Annotated in this window: 17 protein-coding genes and 1 pseudogene; 11 read left to right on the top strand and 7 right to left on the bottom strand. The window is 70.3% G+C overall.

Annotated elements, in window-relative coordinates; all coding sequences use genetic code 11:
- The first annotated feature begins 185 nt into the window (after window positions 1-185).
- The 6 genes and pseudogenes from iolC (at window position 186) to IEY89_RS34125 (ending at window position 6,595) form a co-directional block, all read left to right on the top strand.
- The gene (gene iolC, locus IEY89_RS34150) at window positions 186-1,136 is read left to right on the top strand and encodes a 5-dehydro-2-deoxygluconokinase (RefSeq protein WP_189151416.1); all 951 of its coding nucleotides are present in this window, start codon (window positions 186-188) and stop codon (window positions 1,134-1,136) included.
- Window positions 1,133-2,077, top strand: coding sequence for a Cgl0159 family (beta/alpha)8-fold protein (locus tag IEY89_RS34145; protein WP_229695572.1), 945 nt, complete (start codon window positions 1,133-1,135; stop codon window positions 2,075-2,077). The genes iolC and IEY89_RS34145 overlap by 4 nt, the downstream gene beginning before the upstream one ends.
- A gap of 23 nt (window positions 2,078-2,100) precedes the next feature.
- Window positions 2,101-2,313, top strand: a pseudogene (locus tag IEY89_RS34140) (5-deoxy-glucuronate isomerase); the annotation flags it as partial.
- Between the two features lie 35 nt (window positions 2,314-2,348).
- Entirely contained in the window at window positions 2,349-4,259 is a 1,911-nt protein-coding gene (gene iolD / locus IEY89_RS34135; protein ID WP_189151414.1) for a 3D-(3,5/4)-trihydroxycyclohexane-1,2-dione acylhydrolase (decyclizing), read from the top strand.
- A gap of 14 nt (window positions 4,260-4,273) precedes the next feature.
- Window positions 4,274-5,776, top strand: coding sequence for a CoA-acylating methylmalonate-semialdehyde dehydrogenase (gene mmsA, locus IEY89_RS34130; protein ID WP_189151413.1), 1,503 nt, complete (start codon window positions 4,274-4,276; stop codon window positions 5,774-5,776).
- A gap of 117 nt (window positions 5,777-5,893) precedes the next feature.
- The gene (locus IEY89_RS34125) at window positions 5,894-6,595 is read left to right on the top strand and encodes a 2-phosphosulfolactate phosphatase (protein ID WP_189151412.1); all 702 of its coding nucleotides are present in this window, start codon (window positions 5,894-5,896) and stop codon (window positions 6,593-6,595) included.
- Between the two features lie 129 nt (window positions 6,596-6,724).
- Here the strand turns inward: IEY89_RS34125 and IEY89_RS34120 are convergent, their stop codons facing one another.
- Window positions 6,725-7,144 carry a GNAT family N-acetyltransferase gene (locus IEY89_RS34120; protein ID WP_189151411.1) on the bottom strand — a complete coding sequence of 140 codons (420 nt, stop codon included), beginning with the start codon at window positions 7,142-7,144 and terminating at the stop codon, window positions 6,725-6,727.
- A 192-nt stretch (window positions 7,145-7,336) separates the two neighbouring features.
- Here IEY89_RS34120 and IEY89_RS34115 point away from each other — a divergent pair, with 192 nt between their 5' ends.
- The 3 genes from IEY89_RS34115 to IEY89_RS34105 all read left to right on the top strand — a co-directional run bounded on the left by IEY89_RS34115 (window position 7,337) and on the right by IEY89_RS34105 (window position 12,646).
- Window positions 7,337-10,000 carry an alpha/beta fold hydrolase gene (locus tag IEY89_RS34115; RefSeq protein ID WP_189151410.1) on the top strand — a complete coding sequence of 888 codons (2,664 nt, stop codon included), beginning with the start codon at window positions 7,337-7,339 and terminating at the stop codon, window positions 9,998-10,000.
- Window positions 9,997-10,887, top strand: coding sequence for an ABC transporter permease (locus IEY89_RS34110; RefSeq protein ID WP_373287329.1), 891 nt, complete (start codon window positions 9,997-9,999; stop codon window positions 10,885-10,887). The genes IEY89_RS34115 and IEY89_RS34110 overlap by 4 nt, the downstream gene beginning before the upstream one ends.
- Before the next feature lie 157 nt (window positions 10,888-11,044).
- On the top strand, window positions 11,045-12,646 hold the full coding sequence (locus tag IEY89_RS34105; RefSeq protein WP_189151409.1) for a vWA domain-containing protein: 1,602 nt from the start codon (window positions 11,045-11,047) through the stop codon (window positions 12,644-12,646).
- Window positions 12,647-12,779: 133 nt separating this feature from the next.
- Here the strand turns inward: IEY89_RS34105 and IEY89_RS34100 are convergent, their stop codons facing one another.
- Complete coding sequence (locus IEY89_RS34100) at window positions 12,780-13,415, bottom strand: chorismate mutase (protein WP_189151408.1); 636 nt, start codon at window positions 13,413-13,415, stop codon at window positions 12,780-12,782.
- A gap of 173 nt (window positions 13,416-13,588) precedes the next feature.
- On the opposite strand from IEY89_RS34100, the gene IEY89_RS34095 reads away from it, so the two are divergent.
- Window positions 13,589-15,520, top strand: a complete 1,932-nt coding sequence (locus IEY89_RS34095; protein ID WP_189151407.1) for an AMP-dependent synthetase/ligase — start codon at window positions 13,589-13,591, stop codon at window positions 15,518-15,520.
- A gap of 81 nt (window positions 15,521-15,601) precedes the next feature.
- Here IEY89_RS34095 and IEY89_RS34090 read toward each other — a convergent pair whose 3' ends face one another.
- The 5 genes from IEY89_RS34090 to IEY89_RS34080 form a co-directional block, all read right to left on the bottom strand.
- A complete protein-coding gene (locus IEY89_RS34090; protein ID WP_189151406.1) occupies window positions 15,602-16,009 on the bottom strand; it encodes a rodlin in 408 nt (135 codons plus the stop codon).
- A gap of 165 nt (window positions 16,010-16,174) precedes the next feature.
- Window positions 16,175-16,444 carry an LCP family protein gene (locus tag IEY89_RS41100; RefSeq protein ID WP_229695571.1) on the bottom strand — a complete coding sequence of 90 codons (270 nt, stop codon included), beginning with the start codon at window positions 16,442-16,444 and terminating at the stop codon, window positions 16,175-16,177.
- Entirely contained in the window at window positions 16,441-16,980 is a 540-nt protein-coding gene (locus IEY89_RS41095; protein WP_229695570.1) for an LCP family protein, read from the bottom strand. The genes IEY89_RS41100 and IEY89_RS41095 overlap by 4 nt, the downstream gene beginning before the upstream one ends.
- Window positions 16,950-17,186 (bottom strand): hypothetical protein, encoded by a 237-nt coding sequence (locus IEY89_RS41090; protein WP_229695569.1) that lies wholly within the window; start codon window positions 17,184-17,186, stop codon window positions 16,950-16,952. The genes IEY89_RS41095 and IEY89_RS41090 overlap by 31 nt, the downstream gene beginning before the upstream one ends.
- Window positions 17,187-17,368: 182 nt before the next feature.
- Window positions 17,369-17,779, bottom strand: coding sequence for a rodlin (locus IEY89_RS34080; protein WP_189151405.1), 411 nt, complete (start codon window positions 17,777-17,779; stop codon window positions 17,369-17,371).
- A 253-nt stretch (window positions 17,780-18,032) separates the two neighbouring features.
- Between IEY89_RS34080 and IEY89_RS34075 the strand changes: the two genes are divergently transcribed.
- Entirely contained in the window at window positions 18,033-18,440 is a 408-nt protein-coding gene (locus IEY89_RS34075) for a rodlin (RefSeq protein ID WP_308437473.1), read from the top strand.
- Window positions 18,441-18,543: the final 103 nt, after the last annotated feature.

The following is an 18,543-nucleotide window of genomic DNA, read 5'->3' as shown; positions in this document are numbered from 1 at the left end:
TGTCAAGGTCTGGTCCGAATGTCCGGACAAAGTATTGACAGGGCTCCGTGAAGCGGGCTAGACCTGAGTGCGAGCCGCTGTGACGACTGCCGTGACCACTGCTGTGCCGACCGATGTGCCGACCGATGTACGAGCAGTGCGAGCCACGTGAGCCGCTTGAGCCGAAGAAACGCGAAGGGAAGTCGATGGCGTACGACCTGATCACCATGGGGCGGATCGGAGTGGACCTGTATCCACTGCAGACCGGTGTGCCGCTCGCCCAGGTGACGTCATTCGGAAAGTTCCTCGGCGGCTCGGCGACGAACGTCGCGGTCGCCGCGTCCCGCCTCGGGCGCAGCACCGCGGTGATCACGCGGACCGGTGACGACGCCTTCGGGCGCTATCTGCACGACGCCCTGCGCGACTTCGGCGTGGACGACCGCTGGGTCACCTCGGTCCCCGGCCTCAACACCCCGGTCACGTTCTGCGAGGTGTTCCCGCCGGACGACTTCCCGCTGTACTTCTACCGGCAGCCCAAGGCGCCGGATCTTGAGATCGACGTCCACGAGCTGGACCTGGACGCGGTCGGCGAGGCGAGCGTCTTCTGGGTCACGGGCACCGGCCTGAGTGAGGAGCCCAGCCGCGCGGCGACCCTGGCCGCCCTCGCGCACCGCGCCAAGTCCGGTACGACGGTCTTCGACCTCGACTGGCGCCCCATGTTCTGGAAGGACCCCGAGTCGGCGCGCCCCTTCTACACCGAGGCCCTGCGCCACACCACCGTCGCCGTCGGCAACCTCGACGAGGTGGAGGTGGCGACCGGTGTACGCGAGCCGCACGCCGCCGCCCGCGCCCTCCTCGACGCCGGAGTCGAACTGGCGGTCGTCAAGCAGGGCCCTAAGGGTGTTCTCGCCGTCAACAGCAAGGGCGAGACGGCAGAGGTGCCCCCGCTCCCCGTGAACGTCCTCAACGGCCTCGGCGCCGGTGACGCCTTCGGCGGCTCCCTCTGCCACGGTCTCCTCGAAGGCTGGGACCTGGAGCGCGTCATGCGGTACGCCAACGCGGCCGGCGCGATCGTCGCCTCCCGCCTGGAGTGCTCGTCGGCGATGCCCACCCCGACCGAGGTCGAGGCGGCACTCGCGGCGGGAGCGGTGCGATGAGTTCCACCGCGTCCCTCGCGTCCATCGGCAACGCCACAAGCAGCGGCACCAGCCCTCTCGCCCCCGTGGACATCTCCGCCCTCGCCGCCACCCGTGCCCGGCACCCCGAGGCCATCGCGGAAGCCGCCGCCCGGCGGACCCGCCGCCCTCTCCTCGGGGACTCCGGCCGGCTGATGATCGTCGCCGCCGACCACCCGGCCCGCGGCGCCCTCGGTGTCGGCAACCGCGGGCTGGCCATGGCCAACCGGGCCGACCTGCTCGAACGTCTGTGCCTCGCGCTGTCCCGCCCCGGCGTCGACGGGGTCCTCGCGACCGCCGACATCCTGGACGACCTGCTCCTCCTCGGCGCGCTCGACGGCAAGGTCGTCATGGGGTCGATGAACCGCGGCGGCCTCTCCGGCGCCAGCTTCGAGCTCGACGACCGCTTCACCGGCCACCGCCCCGAGGACATGGCACGCCTCGGCTTCGACGCCGGCAAACTGCTCGTACGCATCGACTACGACGACCCGGGCTCCCTCACCACCCTGGAGTCCACGGCCCACGCGATCGACGCGATGGCCGAAAGGCAACTCCCGCTCTTCGTCGAGCCGTTCATCAGCAGGCGTGGCCCCGACGGCAAGCTCCGCAACGACCTCTCCGCCGAGGCCGTCACCAAGTCCATCGCCATCGCGTCGGGCCTGGGCGGCAGTTCGGCGTACACCTGGCTGAAGGTCCCCGTCACCGAGAACCCGGACGACATGGCCGAGGTCATGCAGACCTCCACCCTGCCCGCCGTGCTGCTCGGCGGTGAGGTCGGGGACGACCAGGAGGGCGCGTACGAGAAGTGGCGCGGTGCGCTCCAACTCCCCACCGTCCAGGGCCTGGTGGTCGGCCGCTCGCTGCTGTATCCGGCGGACGGCGATGTGTCCGCCGCCGTGGACACCGCCGTCGGACTCCTGTGAGGCGCGCGATGACAGAGGGGTACGGCGGCTGTACCGTGCGGGCGGCGTCCGGCGCGGCGCACGACGACTTCCAACTCCTGGGCAGGAAAAGGGTGTTCGCGTCGGTCATCGACCTCGCGCACGCACCCCGGAACGCCCGGGCACTGATCGCCTCCGGCGCGGGAGACCGCTTCGCCCTGGCAGGAGCGAAGTGCGGGCGACGACTCCCCGCTCGCTACGGCCCCGCGCCGGAGGTCCACTTGGCACACCCGGACAGCACAGGGGGACACCGATGACCCCGCCCACCTCGACCACCTCCACGAACTCGACGACGAGGCTCACGGTCGCGCAGGCGCTCGTACGCTTCCTGGCCGCCCAGTACACCGAGCGGGACGGCGTCCGCCGCCGCCTGATCGAGGCCACCTGGGGCATCTTCGGCCACGGGAACGTCGCCGGGCTCGGCCAGGCGCTCGTCGAGTACGCCGACGACATGCCGTTCCACCAGGGCCGCAACGAACAGTCCATGGTGCACGCGGCAGTTGGCTACGCCCGTCAGTCCAACCGCCTCTCCACGCACGCCGTGACGACATCGATCGGCCCGGGCGCGACCAACCTCGTCACCGGCGCCGCGCTCGCCACGATCAACCACCTCCCGGTGCTCCTTCTCCCCGGCGACACCTTCGCGACCCGCCCGGCGGACCCGGTTCTCCAGCAGCTCGAAGTCCCGTACGCGGGCGACGTGTCGGTCAACGACTGTCTGCGCCCGGTGTCGAGGTACTTCGACCGCGTCACACGCCCCGAGGCACTGATCCCGGCGGCGCTCCAAGCGATGCGGGTCCTCGCCGACCCCGTCGAGACAGGCGCGGTAACTCTCGCTCTCCCGCAGGACGTTCAGGCCGAGGCGTACGACTGGCCGGACGAGTTCTTCGCCGACCGCGTGTGGCACGTACGCCGCCCAGCCGCCGACCCCGACGAACTGGCGGAAGCGGTCCGGGTGGTCCGTGCCGCCCGCCGTCCCCTGATCGTCGCGGGCGGCGGGGTCCACCACAGCCGCGCCGAGGGGGCGTTGGCGGAGTTCGCCTCGGCGACCCGCATCCCGGTCGCCTCCACCCAGGCCGGCAAGGGCTCCCTGCGCCACGACCACCCCCAGGACGTAGGCGGCATCGGCCACACGGGAACGGCTACGGCGGACGAACTCGCGCGCCTGGCAGACCTGGTGATAGGGGTCGGCACCCGCTACACGGACTTCACCACGGCCTCCCACACCCTGTTCGCGGAGCCGGGCGTCCGCTTCCTGAACCTCAACCTCGCTCCGTACGACGGCCACAAGCTGTCCGCCACCCCGTTGATCGCGGACGCCCGCAGCGCGCTGGAGCAGCTGACGGAAGCACTGGCGCTCCACGAGCACCGGGTCACGGACGGGTACGCCCGCGAGTACACCGAGGACAAGGAGCGCTGGGAACAGCGCGTCGACGCCGCCTACGAGGCCGACGAGCCGGACGTACGCCCGACGCAGCCCCAGGTGCTGGGCGCGCTGGACGCCCTCGCCGACGAGTCGGACATCATCATCAACGCGGCCGGTTCGCTCCCCGGTGACCTGCACAAACTCTGGCGCGCCCGGTCGCAGGACCAGTACCACCTGGAATACGGCTACTCCTGCATGGGATACGAGATCCCGGCCGCGATCGGTGTGAAACTGGCGGCGCCCGAGCGTCCCGTCTGGGCGCTGGTGGGCGACGGCACGTACCTGATGATGCCGACGGAGATCGTGACGGCCGTACAGGAGGGGATCGCCATCAAGCTCCTCCTCATCCAGAACCATGGCTACGCGTCCATCGGCGGCCTGTCCGAGTCGGTCGGCGGCGAGCGCTTCGGCACCGCCTACCGCTACCAGGCGGACGACGGAACGTACACGGGCGCCCCCCTGCCCGTGGACCTGGCCGCCAACGTGGCGAGCCTGGGCATGCGCGTCCTGCGCGCGAAGACGGTACGGGAGCTGCGGGCGGCGCTCGCCGAGGCCCGTACCGCCGACACTCCCACTTGTGTCTACGTCGAGACGGAAACGGCAGACACAGTGTCGGGCGCGCCTCCGGCGCAGGCCTGGTGGGATGTTCCTGTGGCCGAGACCGCGACCCGCCCGTCGGCGGTCAAGGCACGTGAGCTGTACGAACGGCACGTCTCTACCCGACGCCGCCATCTGTGAAGGAGAACCTGGGCATGACGAAGATCGTCAACCACTGGATCGGCGGCAAGACCGTCGAGGGCGCGTCGGGCACGTACGGGCCGGTCACCGACCCCGCGACCGGCGCGGTCACCACGAACGTCGCCTTCGCGACGGTCGACGAGGTCGACGCGGCGGTCGCGGCAGCCAAGGACGCGTACGCGACCTGGGGCAGGTCGTCCCTGGCCAAGCGCAGCACCATCCTCTTCAAGTTCCGCGCGCTGCTGGACGCCAACCGCGACGCGATCGCCGAGCTGATCACGGCGGAGCACGGCAAGGTGCACTCCGACGCGCTGGGTGAGGTGGCCCGCGGCCTGGAGATCGTCGAACTCGCGTGCGGTATCACCGTGCAGCTGAAGGGCGAGCTGTCGACGGAGGTGGCGAGCCGTGTCGACGTCTCGTCCATCCGCCAGCCCCTCGGCGTCGTCGCGGGCATCACGCCGTTCAACTTCCCGGCCATGGTGCCGATGTGGATGTTCCCGATCGCCATCGCGTGCGGCAACACGTTCGTGCTGAAGCCGTCCGAGAAGGACCCGTCGGCGGCCATGAAGCTCGCCGAACTGCTGTCCGAGGCGGGCCTGCCGGACGGCGTCTTCAACGTCGTCCACGGCGACAAGGTGGCGGTCGACCGCCTCCTGGAGCACCCGGACGTCAAGGCGGTCTCGTTCGTGGGCTCGACTCCCATCGCCCGCTACATCCACACCACGGCCTCGGCGAACGGCAAGCGCGTCCAGGCCCTGGGCGGAGCCAAGAACCACATGCTGGTCCTCCCGGACGCGGACCTGGACGCGGCGGCCGACGCCGCCGTGTCGGCGGCCTACGGCTCGGCGGGCGAACGCTGTATGGCGATCTCCGCGGTCGTGGCGGTCGGCGCGATCGGCGACGAACTGGTGGAGAAGATCCGCGAGCGCGCCGAGAAGATCAAGATCGGCCCCGGCAACGACCCCACCTCCGAGATGGGCCCGCTCATCACCAAGGTCCACCGCGACAAGGTGGCCTCGTACGTCACGGGCGCGGCGGCCGAGGGCTCGGAGGTCGTCCTCGACGGCAGCGGCTTCACGGTCGAGGGCTTCGAGGACGGCCACTGGATCGGCATCTCGCTCCTCGACAAGGTGCCCACGTCGGCAAAGGCCTACCAGGACGAGATCTTCGGCCCGGTCCTGACCGTCCTGCGCGTCGACACCTACGAGGAGGGCCTGGCGCTGATCAACGCCTCCCCCTTCGGCAACGGCACCGCGATCTTCACCCGGGACGGCGGCGCGGCCCGCCGCTTCCAGCTGGAGGTCGAGGCGGGCATGGTCGGCGTCAACGTCCCGATCCCCGTCCCGGTGGGCTACCACTCGTTCGGCGGCTGGAAGGACTCCCTCTTCGGGGACCACCACATCTACGGCAACGACGGCACCCACTTCTACACCCGCGGCAAGGTCGTCACGACCCGCTGGCCCGACCCGGCGGACGGTCCCTCGGGCGTCGACCTGGGCTTCCCGCGCAACCACTGAGAACCCGGTACGCATGCCCGCCGACCCGCTACTTCCAGGTCGGCGGGCATTGCCGTTCCGAACCGGATCCGCAACATCCCGGATGCTCCGGGCCGGGCGTACGCGACCATGATGAGAATGGACGCTCAGTTCCTCGGTATCCCCGAGCTGACCGAAACCCCGTCCGTGGCGGTCGTGGTCGACGTCATGCGTGCTTTCACCGTGGCGGCCTGGGCCTTTGCCCAAGGGGCGGAAAAGATCGTTCTCGCCGAGTCACTGGACGACGCTCTGGCGCTCAAGGCGGCCCACCCGGACTGGACGGCGCTCAAGGACGGGCCGCCCGCGCCCGGGTTCGACATGGTCAACTCGCCCGGCATGCTGCGATCCGTCGACCTCGGCGGACGGACCGTCGTGCAGAAGACCACGGCAGGCACGGTCGGCGCCCTCGCGGTCAAGGAGGCGTCGCTGGTGCTGTGCGCCGGCTTCGTGGTGGCGGAGGCAACGGCTCGGCTCCTGCGGACCCGCGCGAGTGACAGCGTCACGTTCGTGGTCACCGGCGAGGACGGCCGGGCCGACGAGGATCTGGCGTGCGCCCAGTACATCGCCCGGAGAGTCACCGAGGCTGCGACGGATCCCACCGAGTTCCTCCGCCGCGCCGCCGAGTCCCGAGCCGCCACGGAACTGACGGAGGGCGTACGCCAAGGAGCCCACCCCGACGACGTCGCCCTCTGTCTCGGCCTCGACCGGTTCCCCTTCGCCATGAGGGCCGAACCGCAGAACTCGCTCATGATCCTGCGCCCGTACGCCGTGCCTTCACTGACCGGCGACGCTCAGACCTGACCTGACCTGATCACTCGTGAGGTCCGAACTCCCACCGGGACGCCCCCCGCGTGATCCGGGCCGGGTTGCGCCATTGACGTGAGCGCTACGGATCTTCGCGCCCGGAGGCCCTGTCCGGCGGTTGAGGCCCTACTCGAACTCCCAGTTCACCACCGCGCACACCCCGTCGTCCTTCCCACCCGCACTCCGATACGTGGCGAGGGCGACGTCATTGTCGGTGTCGACCAGCACCCACATCCCGTAGCACCCGAGTTCACGCCCCAGCCCCGCCAGCCGCCGCACCAGGGCCCGCCCGATCCCCCTGCGCCGGTGCGACTCGGCCACCCCCAGTTCGTACAGCAGCATCTCCGCACCCTTGTCCGGGTGGATCGTCTCGACGCCGCTCACGAAGCCGACGGGGGCTGTCGCGTCGGCGGACTCGTAGGCCAGATACAGGTGATGTCCGGTGGACGACAGGAAACGTTCCGCCCACTCGGTGCGGACCGGGTGGTCGAAGAGGTGTTCGGCGGCGGCCAGCTCGGCGACCGTCAGGGCGCGGCGAATATCCACAGACCGAGTCTCCACCGATCGAATCTCCCCGGACGGGATTTCCCCAGGCCGAATCTCCTCAGACGGAATCTCCATGTGCCCGTTCGTACCACGCCTGGTGTACGCCGTACCCGTGCCGTACGCCCGGAGGATGGCACGAGGTTCCGACCGCCGGTTGCCCCGGATGTCAGTGGCGGCCCGTACCGTTGACGTATGGATCTTCGAATGCCCGGACTGCGGGGAGCGCGGCTCCGGCGGCCACGGCGGCTGGTCGCCGTGGCCGCCGCCGTCGCCCTGCTCGCCGGTGCCGGTACGTGGACGGCTGTCGCCTCGGACGAGGCGCCCGCGGTGCACCGCGCCGACCGGGTCATGGACATGGGCGGCGGGGTGCGCATCGACACCTCGTACTTCACCGCGGGTCCGGACTCCGACCGCCGCCCCGCCGTCCTCCTCGCGCACGGCTTCGGCGGCAGCAAGGACGACGTACGGTCCCAGGCCCAGAACCTCGCCCGCGACGGGTACGCGGTGCTGACCTGGTCCGCCCGGGGCTTCGGCAGATCGACCGGGAAGATCGGGCTGAACGACCCGAAGGCCGAGGTCGCCGACGTCTCGAAACTCATCGACTGGCTCGCCGCGCGCCCCGAGGTCCAGCTCGACAAGAGCGGCGACCCGCGCGTGGGCATGGCCGGCGGGTCCTACGGCGGCGCCGTCTCCCTCCTCGCCGCCGGGTACGACCAGCGGGTCGACGCCATCGCGCCCGCGATCACCTACTGGAACCTCGCGGACGCCCTGTTCCCGGGCGGCGTCTTCAAGAAGCAGTGGGCCGGCATCTTCATCAACACCGGCGGCGGCTGCGACCGGTTCGAGGCCACGCTGTGCGGGATGTACGACCGGGTCGCCGAGGCCGGCCGGCCGGACGCCGAGGCCACCACCCTCCTCGCCGACCGGTCACCCGCCGCCGTCGGTGACCGCATCAAGGTGCCCACCCTGCTGATCCAGGGCCAGACGGACTCCCTCTTCCCGCTCGGCCAGGCCGACGCCGCCGCGAAGGCGATCCGCGCCAACGGCGCGCCCGTGGACGTCGACTGGATCGCGGGCGGCCATGACGGCGGCGACATGGAGACGAGCCGCGTCGAGTCCCGGATCAAGTCGTGGTTCGACCGGTACCTGAAGGACGACAAGGGCGCCGACACCGGCCCCGCCTTCCGCGTCACCCGCACCGGCGGTGTCGACTCCACCGACGGGGCGGCGACCCTGCGCGGCGCCACCTCGGACACCTATCCGGGGCTGGAGAGCGGCCGGCGCGAGGTCGCCCTGACCGGCCGGGAGCAGACGTTCGACAACCCGGCCGGCGCCGCCCCGCCCGCCGTCTCCTCCCTGCCCGGCCTCGGCGCGGCGGGCGGACTCTCCCAGCTCTCCTCGCTCGGCGTCGGCGTCTCGCTCGACTTCCCGGGGCAGAACGCACGCTTCGAATCGGCGCCGGTCGCCGACGACGTACGGATCACCGGTTCCCCCACGGTCACCGTCCACGTCAAGTCGACCAGCGAGGACGCCGTCCTCTTCGCCAAGGTGTACGACGTCTCGGCCAACGGCAGGCAACAGGTGCTGCCCGGCCAGCTCGTCACCCCGCTCAGGGTCGAGGGCGCCAAGGAGGGCAAGGACGTCACCATCACCCTCCCGGCCATCGACCACGAGGTCGAACAGGGCCACCGTCTCCGCCTGGTCCTCGCCTCCACGGACCTCGCGTACGCCTCACCGGTCGCCCCGGCCACGTACACCGTCTCCGTCACGAGCGACCTGAAGATCCCGACCGCCCCCGGCGTCACCACGGCCTCGGCCGGGCTGCCCGCCTGGGTGTGGTGGCTGCCCCTCGCGGGCGCCGCGATCGCCCTGGCCCTGCTCCTGTCCGGCCGCAGGCGTACGGCGGCACCCTCCGCCCCGGACCCCGAACTGGCCGAAGTCCCGCTCCAGATCACCGACCTGAGCAAGCGGTACGCGAAGTCGTCGGACCGGTACGCCGTACGGGACCTGTCGTTCCGCGTCGAGAAGGGCCAGGTTCTCGGACTCCTCGGCCCCAACGGCGCCGGCAAGACCACCACCCTGCGCATGCTGATGGGCCTCATCAGGCCCGACGGCGGCGAGATCCGCGTCTTCGGGCACGCCATCCGCCCCGGCGCTCCCGTCCTCTCCCGCGTCGGCGCCTTCGTCGAGGGCGCCGGCTTCCTCCCGCACCTCTCCGGCCGCGAGAACCTGGAGCTGTACTGGCAGGCGACGGGCCGCCCGGCCGAGGACGCCCACATGGAAGAAGCCCTGGAGATCGCGGGCCTCGGCGACGCACTCGCGCGCGCGGTGCGCACGTACTCCCAGGGCATGCGCCAGCGCCTCGCCATCGCCCAGGCCATGCTCGGCCTGCCCGACCTCCTCATCCTCGACGAACCGACCAACGGCCTCGACCCGCCCCAGATCCGCGAGATGCGCGAGGTGATGATCCGGTACGCGGAGGCCGGCCGCACGGTGATCGTCTCCAGCCACCTGCTGGCGGAGGTCGAGCAGTCCTGCACCCACCTCGTCGTCATGGACCGCGGCAAGCTGGTCCAGGCGGGTCCGGTCAGCGAGATCATCGGCTCCGGCGACACCCTGCTCGTCGGCACCACCACCCCCGTGGAGGAGCCGGTCGTCGAGAAGGTCGCCGCCCTGCAGGGCATCGTCTCCGCCGTACGCACCGACGACGGCCTCCTGGTCCGTCTCGCCCCCGAGGACGGCAGCGCCCAGCGCCTCGTCGTCGAACTCGTCCGCCTCGAAGTGCCCGTGGAGTCGGTGGGCCCCCACCGCCGCCTCGAAGACGCCTTCCTCACCCTGATCGGAGGTTCCGCATGAGCACGATGAACACGACGAGTACGACGAGTACGGTCGTGGAGCGGGCGGAGACGGCCGACGGGTACCGCGCCCGGCGGACACTGCCCCTGCGCGTCGAGCTGGTCCGCCAGCTCAAGCGCCGCCGTACGCTCGTCATGGGCGGCATCCTCGCAGCGCTGCCGTTCATCCTCGTCGCCGCGTTCGCGATCGGCGGCGAGCCCGGGGAAGGCAACAACCAGGTCACCCTGATGGACACGGCCACCGCGTCCGGCGCCAACTTCGTCGCCGTCAACCTCTTCGTCTCCGCGGGCTTCCTGCTCGTCATCCCGGTCGCCCTGTTCTGCGGGGACACGGTCGCCTCGGAGGCCAGTTGGTCGTCCCTGCGCTATCTGCTCGCGGCCCCGGTGCCGCGCGCCCGCCTCCTGTGGTCCAAGCTCGCCGTCGCCCTCGGTATGAGCCTCGCCGCGATGGTGCTGCTGCCGGTCGTGGCCATCGCGGTCGGCACGGCGGCCTACGGCTGGGGGCCACTGGAGATCCCCACCGGCGGTTCGCTCGCCGCGGGCACGGCGGCCCAGCGTCTGGTGGTGGTCGTCGGCTATCTCTTCGTGTCCCAACTGGTCACCGCGGGACTGGCGTTCTGGCTGTCGACGAAGACGGACGCCCCTCTGGGAGCGGTCGGCGGCGCCGTCGGCCTGACCATCGTCGGCAACGTCCTGGACGCCGTGACGGCCCTCGGCGACTGGCGCGACTTCCTTCCGGCGCACTGGCAGTTCGCGTGGGCCGACGCCATTCAGCCCCGCCCGGAGTGGGGCGGCATGATCCAGGGGACGGCCGTCTCGATAACGTACGCCCTGGTCCTGTTCGCCCTGGCCTTCCGGGGTTTCGCCCGTAAGGACGTCGTCTCCTAGGTCACCGGAGGATCACCTACCGGTCTCGACGGCCGCCTCTCGTGGCCACTTCGAGATCCATCCGCAACACCCCGTACCGCACATTCCGGCCCCCTCCACCGTCACAGTCACAGAAGTTGACGTCGTCCGACGTCAACGGACGGAGGGGGCACGGCAGATGGAGCGGAACCGGACACACCGAACACGACGCCTGCGGAGCGCGCTGATCGCGGCGACGGCCGCAAGTGGCCTGCTGCTCACCGGCTGCAACGGGGTGAGCGACAGCAGCGGCGACAACGGCCAGAGCGGCAAAGCGGACAGTCGGCAGAACTCCGGCGGCGGCTCGGGCTACGCACCCGCGCCCGCCCAGAGCGGAGGCGCCGGCGAACAGCAGGACGGCCGAGCGGACGGCGAACAGGGCGACACGGAAGGAAACCCGGAAGGGGATTTCGCCCCGGCCCCCGACTACCTCTCCACCTTCGCCCTCGATGTCGACACCGCCTCGTACGGCTACGCGCGCCGCACCCTCGCCGACGGTCACCGCCCCGACCCGTCGACGGTCCGGCCGGAGGAGTTCGTCAACAGCTTCCGCCAGGACTACGAACGACCCGACGGCAACGGCTTCTCGGTCACCGTCGACGGCGCCCGCACCGACCGCGAGAACTGGTCCCTGGTCCGTGTGGGCCTCGCCACCCGCACCGCCGGGCAGGAGGGCGAACGCCCGCCGGCGGCCCTCACCTTCGTCATCGACATCTCCGGTTCCATGGCCGAGCCCGGTCGCCTCGACCTCGCCAAGGACTCCCTCGGCGTGATGACGGACCGACTGCGCGACGACGACTCGGTGGCGATCGTCACCTTCAGCGACGAGGCGGAGACCGTCCTGCCGATGACCCGTCTCGACGACCACCGCGACCGCGTCCACGACGCGATCGACGACCTGGAACCGACCGATTCGACCAACCTCGGCGCAGGCGTGCGCACCGGCTACGCCACCGCAGTCGAGGGCCTGCGCGAGGGCGCCACGAACCGGGTCGTGCTGATCTCGGACGCGCTGGCCAACACCGGCGACACGGAGGCCGCCTCGATCCTCGACCGCATCTCCGACGCCCGCCGCGAACACGGCATCACCCTCTTCGGTGTCGGCGTCGGCAGCGAGTACGGCGACGCCCTGATGGAAAGCCTCGCGGACAAGGGCGACGGCAACACCACCTACGTCTCGAACGAGACCGACGCCCGCGAGGTGTTCTGCGAGCAGCTCCCGCGCAACATCGACCTCACCGCCCGCGACGCCAAGGCCCAGGTCGCCTTCGACCCGGAGACGGTCGCCGAGTTCCGCCTGATCGGCTACGACAACCGCCGGGTCGCCGACGACGACTTCCGCGACGACCGTGTGGACGGCGGCGAGGTGGGCCCCGGCCACACGGTCACCGCCCTGTACGCCGTCCGCACCAAGGAGTCCGCCTCGGGCCACCTGGCCACGGCGACGGTCCGCTGGCTCGACCCCGACACCCGCGAACCCCACGAGGAGTACGGCCAGTTGGAGTCGGAGGCGGTGGACGAGGCGCTCTGGGACGCCCCGTCCCGCCTCCAGGTCACAGCGGTGGCCGCCTACTTCGCCGACGCCCTGCGCAAGGGCGACGACAACTGGACCACCCTGCCGGGCGCCCCGTCCCTCAGCGAACTCGCCGACAGGGCCGACGAGTTGGCGGACACGACAGAGGACAAGGCGGTACGCCAACTGGCCGAGGCAATAGACCAGGCAGGCCGCTACGAGGACTGAGAGGTGCAGGTGAACGCCGGAAGCGACGAGCGCCCCTCTCTTTAGGGGCGTGGGACCGTGTCAGCCTGCGGCTCCGCCGCGTGGGCGCGACCAGCCCCCATCGACCGGCGGTCAACAGACAACCCAAGGCACGCTAACCGCACACGGACGGAACAGCCCTCGCAAGCCCCTCCAAATGCAGCCTGTCCAACCGGTGCCCAAAGGCGGAGCGTGCCGCAGCCGGCACAAGCCGAGGCTCACACCCGTACCCCGACCGAACCCCCTCCGTCTCCTTCAACGCGTCCAGCAACTCGGCGGTGATCCGATCCAGGATCGGCCGGACCTCCTTGACCAGATCGGGCCGCTCGGTGGGCCGCAGCTCGGGATGCGCGTCCCAACGGGCGTACAGCCCCCGCTGAACCAGCTTGTTGGCCTCGATCTGGTCTGGGAACACGGCCGCCACCGCCTCCGGGTCGAGGCCGAGCCCGACGGCCCGCGCGGAGACGTCGGTCAGGATCTGCTGCTCGCGTACCGGGTCGTCGATCGGCTTGTCGGTGCCGTACTTGGCGGCGGCGACCTTGTCGGCCACCAGCAGCCGCTCGGCGAACAGGTCGGTCAGGGAGGTCAGGGAGGTCAGGGAGGTCAGGGAGGTCAGCGAAGTCAGGGAGGACGTGGGGGAGAGGGCAACGCTGCCGACGGGTACGGGAGTTGATGCGTGAGCGACAGCGGGCGCCGCGCCGGAGACGGCCAGGACGGCCGACGCGCACACGGCGAGAAGAACAGACCGCACGGAATTTCCTTTCGGTGGGGGGAGGCCGAGCCGACGCCGGAGCGAAGCCCTGCGCCAGGCTGCAAAATATCCGCCCCGGATGATCTGCTTCTGCGCGACCCATTGAACTTCCGCTACGCGCCGGTAATTTGACCCGGGATCAGGAGTAGCACCAGCCACCGGGAGCGATCGTCATGGGCGTACGCAAGGATCTGAAGCAGGCGAAGCGGCGCACCGATCTGGCGGCCCGCCACCGCGTCGAGCTGATCCGCGACGAGAAGACCGGCACCGTCCGCGAGGCCCGCGCCGCCGCCATCGTGACGACCCCCACCACGGGCAGCATCGCCGACCTGCCCTACACCAACGCGGCCGATGCCCCCGACGCGGTGATCCTGCGCCGCCGTACGGACGACGGCACCTGGCGCCCGATCACCGCCGCCGCCTTCGCCGCCGAAATCACCGCCACCGCCAAGGGGTTGATGGCCGCCGGCCTCGAACCCGGTGGCCGGGTCGCGGTGATGTCCCGTACCCGCTACGAGTGGACGGTCCTGGACTTCGCGATCTGGGCGGCCGGCGGCCAGACCGTCCCCGTCTACGCCACCTCGTCCGCGGCCCAAGTGGACTGGATCGTCCGGGACTCGGGGGCCCACCTGGTCGTCACGGAAACGCCGGACAACACGGCCACCGTCATCACCGGCACGGCCACCCACCCCGAACCCCCGCGTGTCCTCACCCTGGACGATGACGCGATGGCCGAACTCACCGCCCTGGGACGGGAGGTGTCGGACGAGGAGGTGGCCAAGCGGCGCACGGCACTGACCCCCGACACCATCGCGACGATCTGCTACACCTCCGGCACCACAGGACAGCCGAAGGGCTGCGTCCTCACCCACGCGAACCTGCACGCCGAGGCCGCCAACGTCGTCGAACTGCTGCACCCGATCTTCAAGGAGGTCACCGGGCAGACCGCCTCGACCCTCCTCTTCCTCCCCCTCGCCCACATCATGGGCCGGGCCCTTCAGATCGGCTGTCTGATGGCCCGCATCGAGATCGGCCACTTCCCGAGCATCAAGCCCGACGAACTCCGCCCGATGCTGAAGGAGTTCAAACCGACCTTCCTGGTGGGCGTCCCGTATCTCTTCGAGCGGATCCACGCCGCCGGCCGCGCGACCGCCGAGAAGATGGGCCGCGCCGCCTCCTTCGACCGCGCGCACGGCATCGGCGTCCGCTTCGCGAAGGCGTACCTGGAGAAGTTCCTCGACACCGGTACCGCCAAGGGCCCCGGCCTCGGCCTCTACGCCGCCTGGGCCCTGTACGACCTGCTCGTGTACCGCCGTATCCGCAACGAGCTGGGCGGGCGCATGCGGTACGCCATCAGCGGTGGCTCCCCGCTCGACCGCGACCTCAGCCTCTTCTTCTACGCCGCCGGAATCATCGTCTACGAGGGCTACGGCCTGACCGAGACGACCTCCGCCGCCACCCTCGTCCCGCCGCTGGCGCCCCGCCCCGGCACGGTCGGCCTCCCCGTCCCCGGCACGGCCGTCCGCATCGCCGACGACGGAGAGGTCCTCCTCAAGGGCGCGGTCGTCTTCGGCGCCTACTGGAACAACCCGGCGGCGACGGACGCGGTACTGAGCGACGGCTGGTTCGCGACCGGCGACCTCGGCGCCCTCGACGACGACGGCTACCTCACCATTACCGGCCGCAAGAAGGACATCCTCGTCACCTCCGGCGGCAAGAACGTCGCCCCGGCCGTTCTGGAGGACCGGCTGCGCAGCCGTGCGCCGGTCGCCCAGTGCATGGTCGTCGGCGACAACCGCCCCTTCGTCGCCGCCCTGATCACCCTCGCCCCCGATTCCGTCGCCCACTGGCTCACCGTCCGAGGGATGCCCGCCGACACCCCGATGTCCGAGGTGATCCGCGACCCCCGGATGCGCGCCGATGTCCAGCGGGCCGTGGACCACGCCAACGCGGCGGTCTCCCGGGCCGAGTCGATCCGTGCCTTCACCCTGGTCGACGGCGAGTTCACCGAGGAAAACGGCCAGCTCACCCCGTCCCTCAAGGTCAAACGCCATGCGGTACGGGAGGCGTACGCGGCCGAGATCGAGGCGCTGTACAGCAAGTGAGGCAGTGAGGTACTGCCACAAACGCCGAACGGCGGGCCACCGGAGAACCGGTGACCCGCCGCCGCAACCGAGCGGGGAGGCTCAGTTGTTGCCGGCGCCGTTGCCGGACAGCACGGGGATGTCGCTGAGGATGTGCGACAGGGGCTCGTCGCCCTTGGCCTGCGTCGAGTTCTCGACACACTGCTGGTTCTGCGGGGCCGACAGGATCGGAATGTCCTGGAGGGCGACCGGCACGACGCCGACGACAGAACCGACGTTGAGCTTGGCCGGGAGGCCGACACACGGCTTGTTCAGCGAACCCTGGACCAGCGAGAGCTGCGGGCTCATGTCGCCGAACGTGGCCGAGTTGCCGAACGACTGCTCGGCACCGTTGCCGCTGACGGAGGTGGTGCCACCGTCGTTGGCGATCGCCAGGGCCTGGGGTGCTGCCGTCGCCGAGATACCGGCGACGGAGGCGGCGATGGCCGCGGTAGCCCACACCTTCTTCATGTTTGTTCCCTTCGAAAAGCGGACTCCGGTGAGGAGCTGCGTGATCAACAACGGTTCAACCCCCGTGAGGGTTGCGATGATTGCCCCATTTGGCCCAGCGGACGAGGTGTGGGGGCATCCGTTCGGGGGAACAGGGCCGCCTGCTCGTCCGCCCGACCGCCCTGCTCAGGGGCACCCCAGCCGGTTCCCGCGCACCGGTACGTCCTTGCCGAACAGTGGCGGGTCCCCGGGCTTGGGCTCCGCACCCGCCGCGATCAGCGGCCGGTCCTCGCGCACCTTGGTGAACATCGCCTTGGCCTTCGCGGCGTCCCAGCGCAGCGTCGAACCGACGTCCTTCATCGGCGGGTTGAACCCGGCGATCGGCACGGTGGCGAACTCGGTCCGCGTGGCCGGCACCTTGCTCAGCGCCGAGGCGAGCGCGACCAGTGCCTTCACACCGTCCTTCCCGAAGCCCTGCCGGACCTTGGCGGACCGAGCAGTGTCCGGGCCACCCGGCCCATGAGGACGGGGTCGGTGAGCACCTTCCGGGCGGTCAGCTGCTCCAGCGCCGCGACCAGGAACCGCTGCTGTCGCTGGATCCGCCCCGGGTCGGCACTCTGGTCGACGTGCCGCGAGCGGACGTACTGCAAGGACTGGCCACCCTTGAGCAGATGCCGTCCCGGCGCCAGGTTCAGCTTGGTCTTGGAGTCCTTGAGGCGCCGTTTCGTGCCCACCTCGACCCCGCCGGCCTGGTCGACGGCGTCGATGAACCGCCGGAAGTCGAGCTGCAGATACTGCTCGACACTCACCCCGGTCGCCGCCTCCACCGTCCGCTCGACGAGCGGGGCGCCGCCCTCCGTGTGCGCGTTGTTGAGCTTCACGGGGTGTGCGGGACGCTGTTTCCCGGACGGTGTGGGTCTGTACGCCGGAATCGTGGCCAAGGAGTCGCGTGGCAGTCCGATCACGCTGACGCGGTCGCGCTTGGCGGACACAGCACGAGCATCATCACGTCCGCGCAGTTGCGGGCGATGCCGCCCGCGTGGAACGTGCGGCGTTCCTTCTCGGTGATGGTGCCGCGGCCGTCCGTGCCCAGCAGCAGGATGTCGGTGCCCGTGGCGGGGGCGGCGCCGCCCGCGGGTTTCAGCGGCGGTGTCCGCGGTGTGCCGCAGCCGATCGCGGTCGCCGCGCACAGCAGCACGATCCCGCACAGCCGGGAGAGGCGGGAAGGACGGGAATACCGGACAAAGGGTGTCTCGTCGTCACCTGACGCAACGTAGGCCAGCGGGCCGCCGAGAGTTCGACGGCCCGCTGGTGAAGGCTCGAAGAGAGCCTGGACGTACGCCCCGGCTCAGTTGTCGCCGGTGGTACTGGTGCTGCGGATCAGTTGTTGCCGACGCCGTTGCCGGACAGCACGGGGATGTCGCTGAGGATGTGCGACAGCGGCTCGTCACCCTTGGCCTGCGTCGAGTTCTCGACACACTGCTGGTTCTGCGGGGCCGACAGGATCGGGATGTCCTGGAGGGCGACCGGCACGACGCCGACGACAGAACCGACGTTGAGCTTGGCCGGCAGACCGATGCAGGGCTTGTTGAGCGAGCCCTGGATGAGCGCCATCTGGGGGCTCATGTTGCCGTACGTGGCCGAGTTGCCGTACTTCTGGATGGCGCCGTTGCCGCTGGTGGAGGTCGTGCCACCGTCGTTGGCGATCGCCATTGCCTGCGGGGCGACCGCGGCGGAGGCACCGATGACGGAAGCGGCGACTGCGGCGGCAGCCATAACCTTCTTGATCACTTGCTAGTCCCTTCGGAAGAAACCCCGTCCACCGGAGCGCTCTGATCAACTGCCTTGAGCGCGCATAGTTGCTCCGGTTCACTCCGATGGCCCACAGCGAGAAGTGTTCCCGAGGGCCGTGCGAGCCGGGCGATGCCACGAATTTCCGGGCCGGAACGGGCCAATCGGGTGAAGAAGCGAAACCAATCCCCGCCCATCCGGTTGATGGCGAGAGCAGGAACATGTGTCTCTGCCAGGAAAGGAAAGCGAAATGCTGAAGAAGGCAATGGCCGCGGCGGCGGTAGCCGCATCTGTCGTCGGAGTCTCGGCGGCGACCGCCCCTCAGGCGCTTGCCACAGCGGACGACGGCGGCACCACGTCCGTCAGCGGGAACGGCGCGGTCTCGAAGTTCGGCAACTCCATGACCAAGGGCGACATGAGCCCTCAGATGAGCCTGGCGCAGGGCACCCTGAACAAGCTCTGTGTCGGTCTGCCCGTCAAGGGCAACGTGGGCTCCGTCGTGGGTGTCGTGCCGATCGCCGTCCAGGACATTCCGATCCTGTCCGCCCCGCAGAACCAGCAGTGCGCCGAGAACTCGACGCAGGCCAAGGGCGACGAGCCGCTGTCGCACATCCTCAGCGACATTCCGGTCCTGTCCGGGAACGGCGTCGGCAACAGCTGATCTGTCGCCGACTGCTGACCGGTCGTCAACAGTCTTCCGGTCGCCCATAAATGCAGCTCGGACAGCCTCCGCACACGGTGCGGGGGCTGTTCGCGTTTTGTCA

It is taken from the genome of Streptomyces lacrimifluminis, from assembly GCF_014646095.1.
Lineage (GTDB): Bacteria > Actinomycetota > Actinomycetes > Streptomycetales > Streptomycetaceae > Streptomyces > Streptomyces lacrimifluminis.
This window is presented reverse-complemented; position numbering and strand designations above follow the sequence as displayed.

What these genes read in the sequence shown, in the direction of transcription:
- mmsA (WP_189151413.1), top strand. Translation starts at nt 4,274, where the DNA reads ATGACGAAGATCGTCAACCACTGGATCGGCGGCAAGACCGTCGAGGGC.
- IEY89_RS34125 (WP_189151412.1), top strand. Translation starts at nt 5,894, where the DNA reads ATGGACGCTCAGTTCCTCGGTATCCCCGAGCTGACCGAAACCCCGTCC.
- IEY89_RS34110 (WP_373287329.1), top strand. Translation starts at nt 9,997, where the DNA reads ATGAGCACGATGAACACGACGAGTACGACGAGTACGGTCGTGGAGCGG.
- IEY89_RS34095 (WP_189151407.1), top strand. Translation starts at nt 13,589, where the DNA reads ATGGGCGTACGCAAGGATCTGAAGCAGGCGAAGCGGCGCACCGATCTG.
- iolD (WP_189151414.1), top strand. Translation starts at nt 2,349, where the DNA reads ATGACCCCGCCCACCTCGACCACCTCCACGAACTCGACGACGAGGCTC.
- IEY89_RS34090 (WP_189151406.1), bottom strand. Translation starts at nt 16,009, where the DNA reads ATGAAGAAGGTGTGGGCTACCGCGGCCATCGCCGCCTCCGTCGCCGGT.
- iolC (WP_189151416.1), top strand. Translation starts at nt 186, where the DNA reads ATGGCGTACGACCTGATCACCATGGGGCGGATCGGAGTGGACCTGTAT.
- IEY89_RS34115 (WP_189151410.1), top strand. Translation starts at nt 7,337, where the DNA reads ATGGATCTTCGAATGCCCGGACTGCGGGGAGCGCGGCTCCGGCGGCCA.
- IEY89_RS34105 (WP_189151409.1), top strand. Translation starts at nt 11,045, where the DNA reads ATGGAGCGGAACCGGACACACCGAACACGACGCCTGCGGAGCGCGCTG.
- IEY89_RS34145 (WP_229695572.1), top strand. Translation starts at nt 1,133, where the DNA reads ATGAGTTCCACCGCGTCCCTCGCGTCCATCGGCAACGCCACAAGCAGC.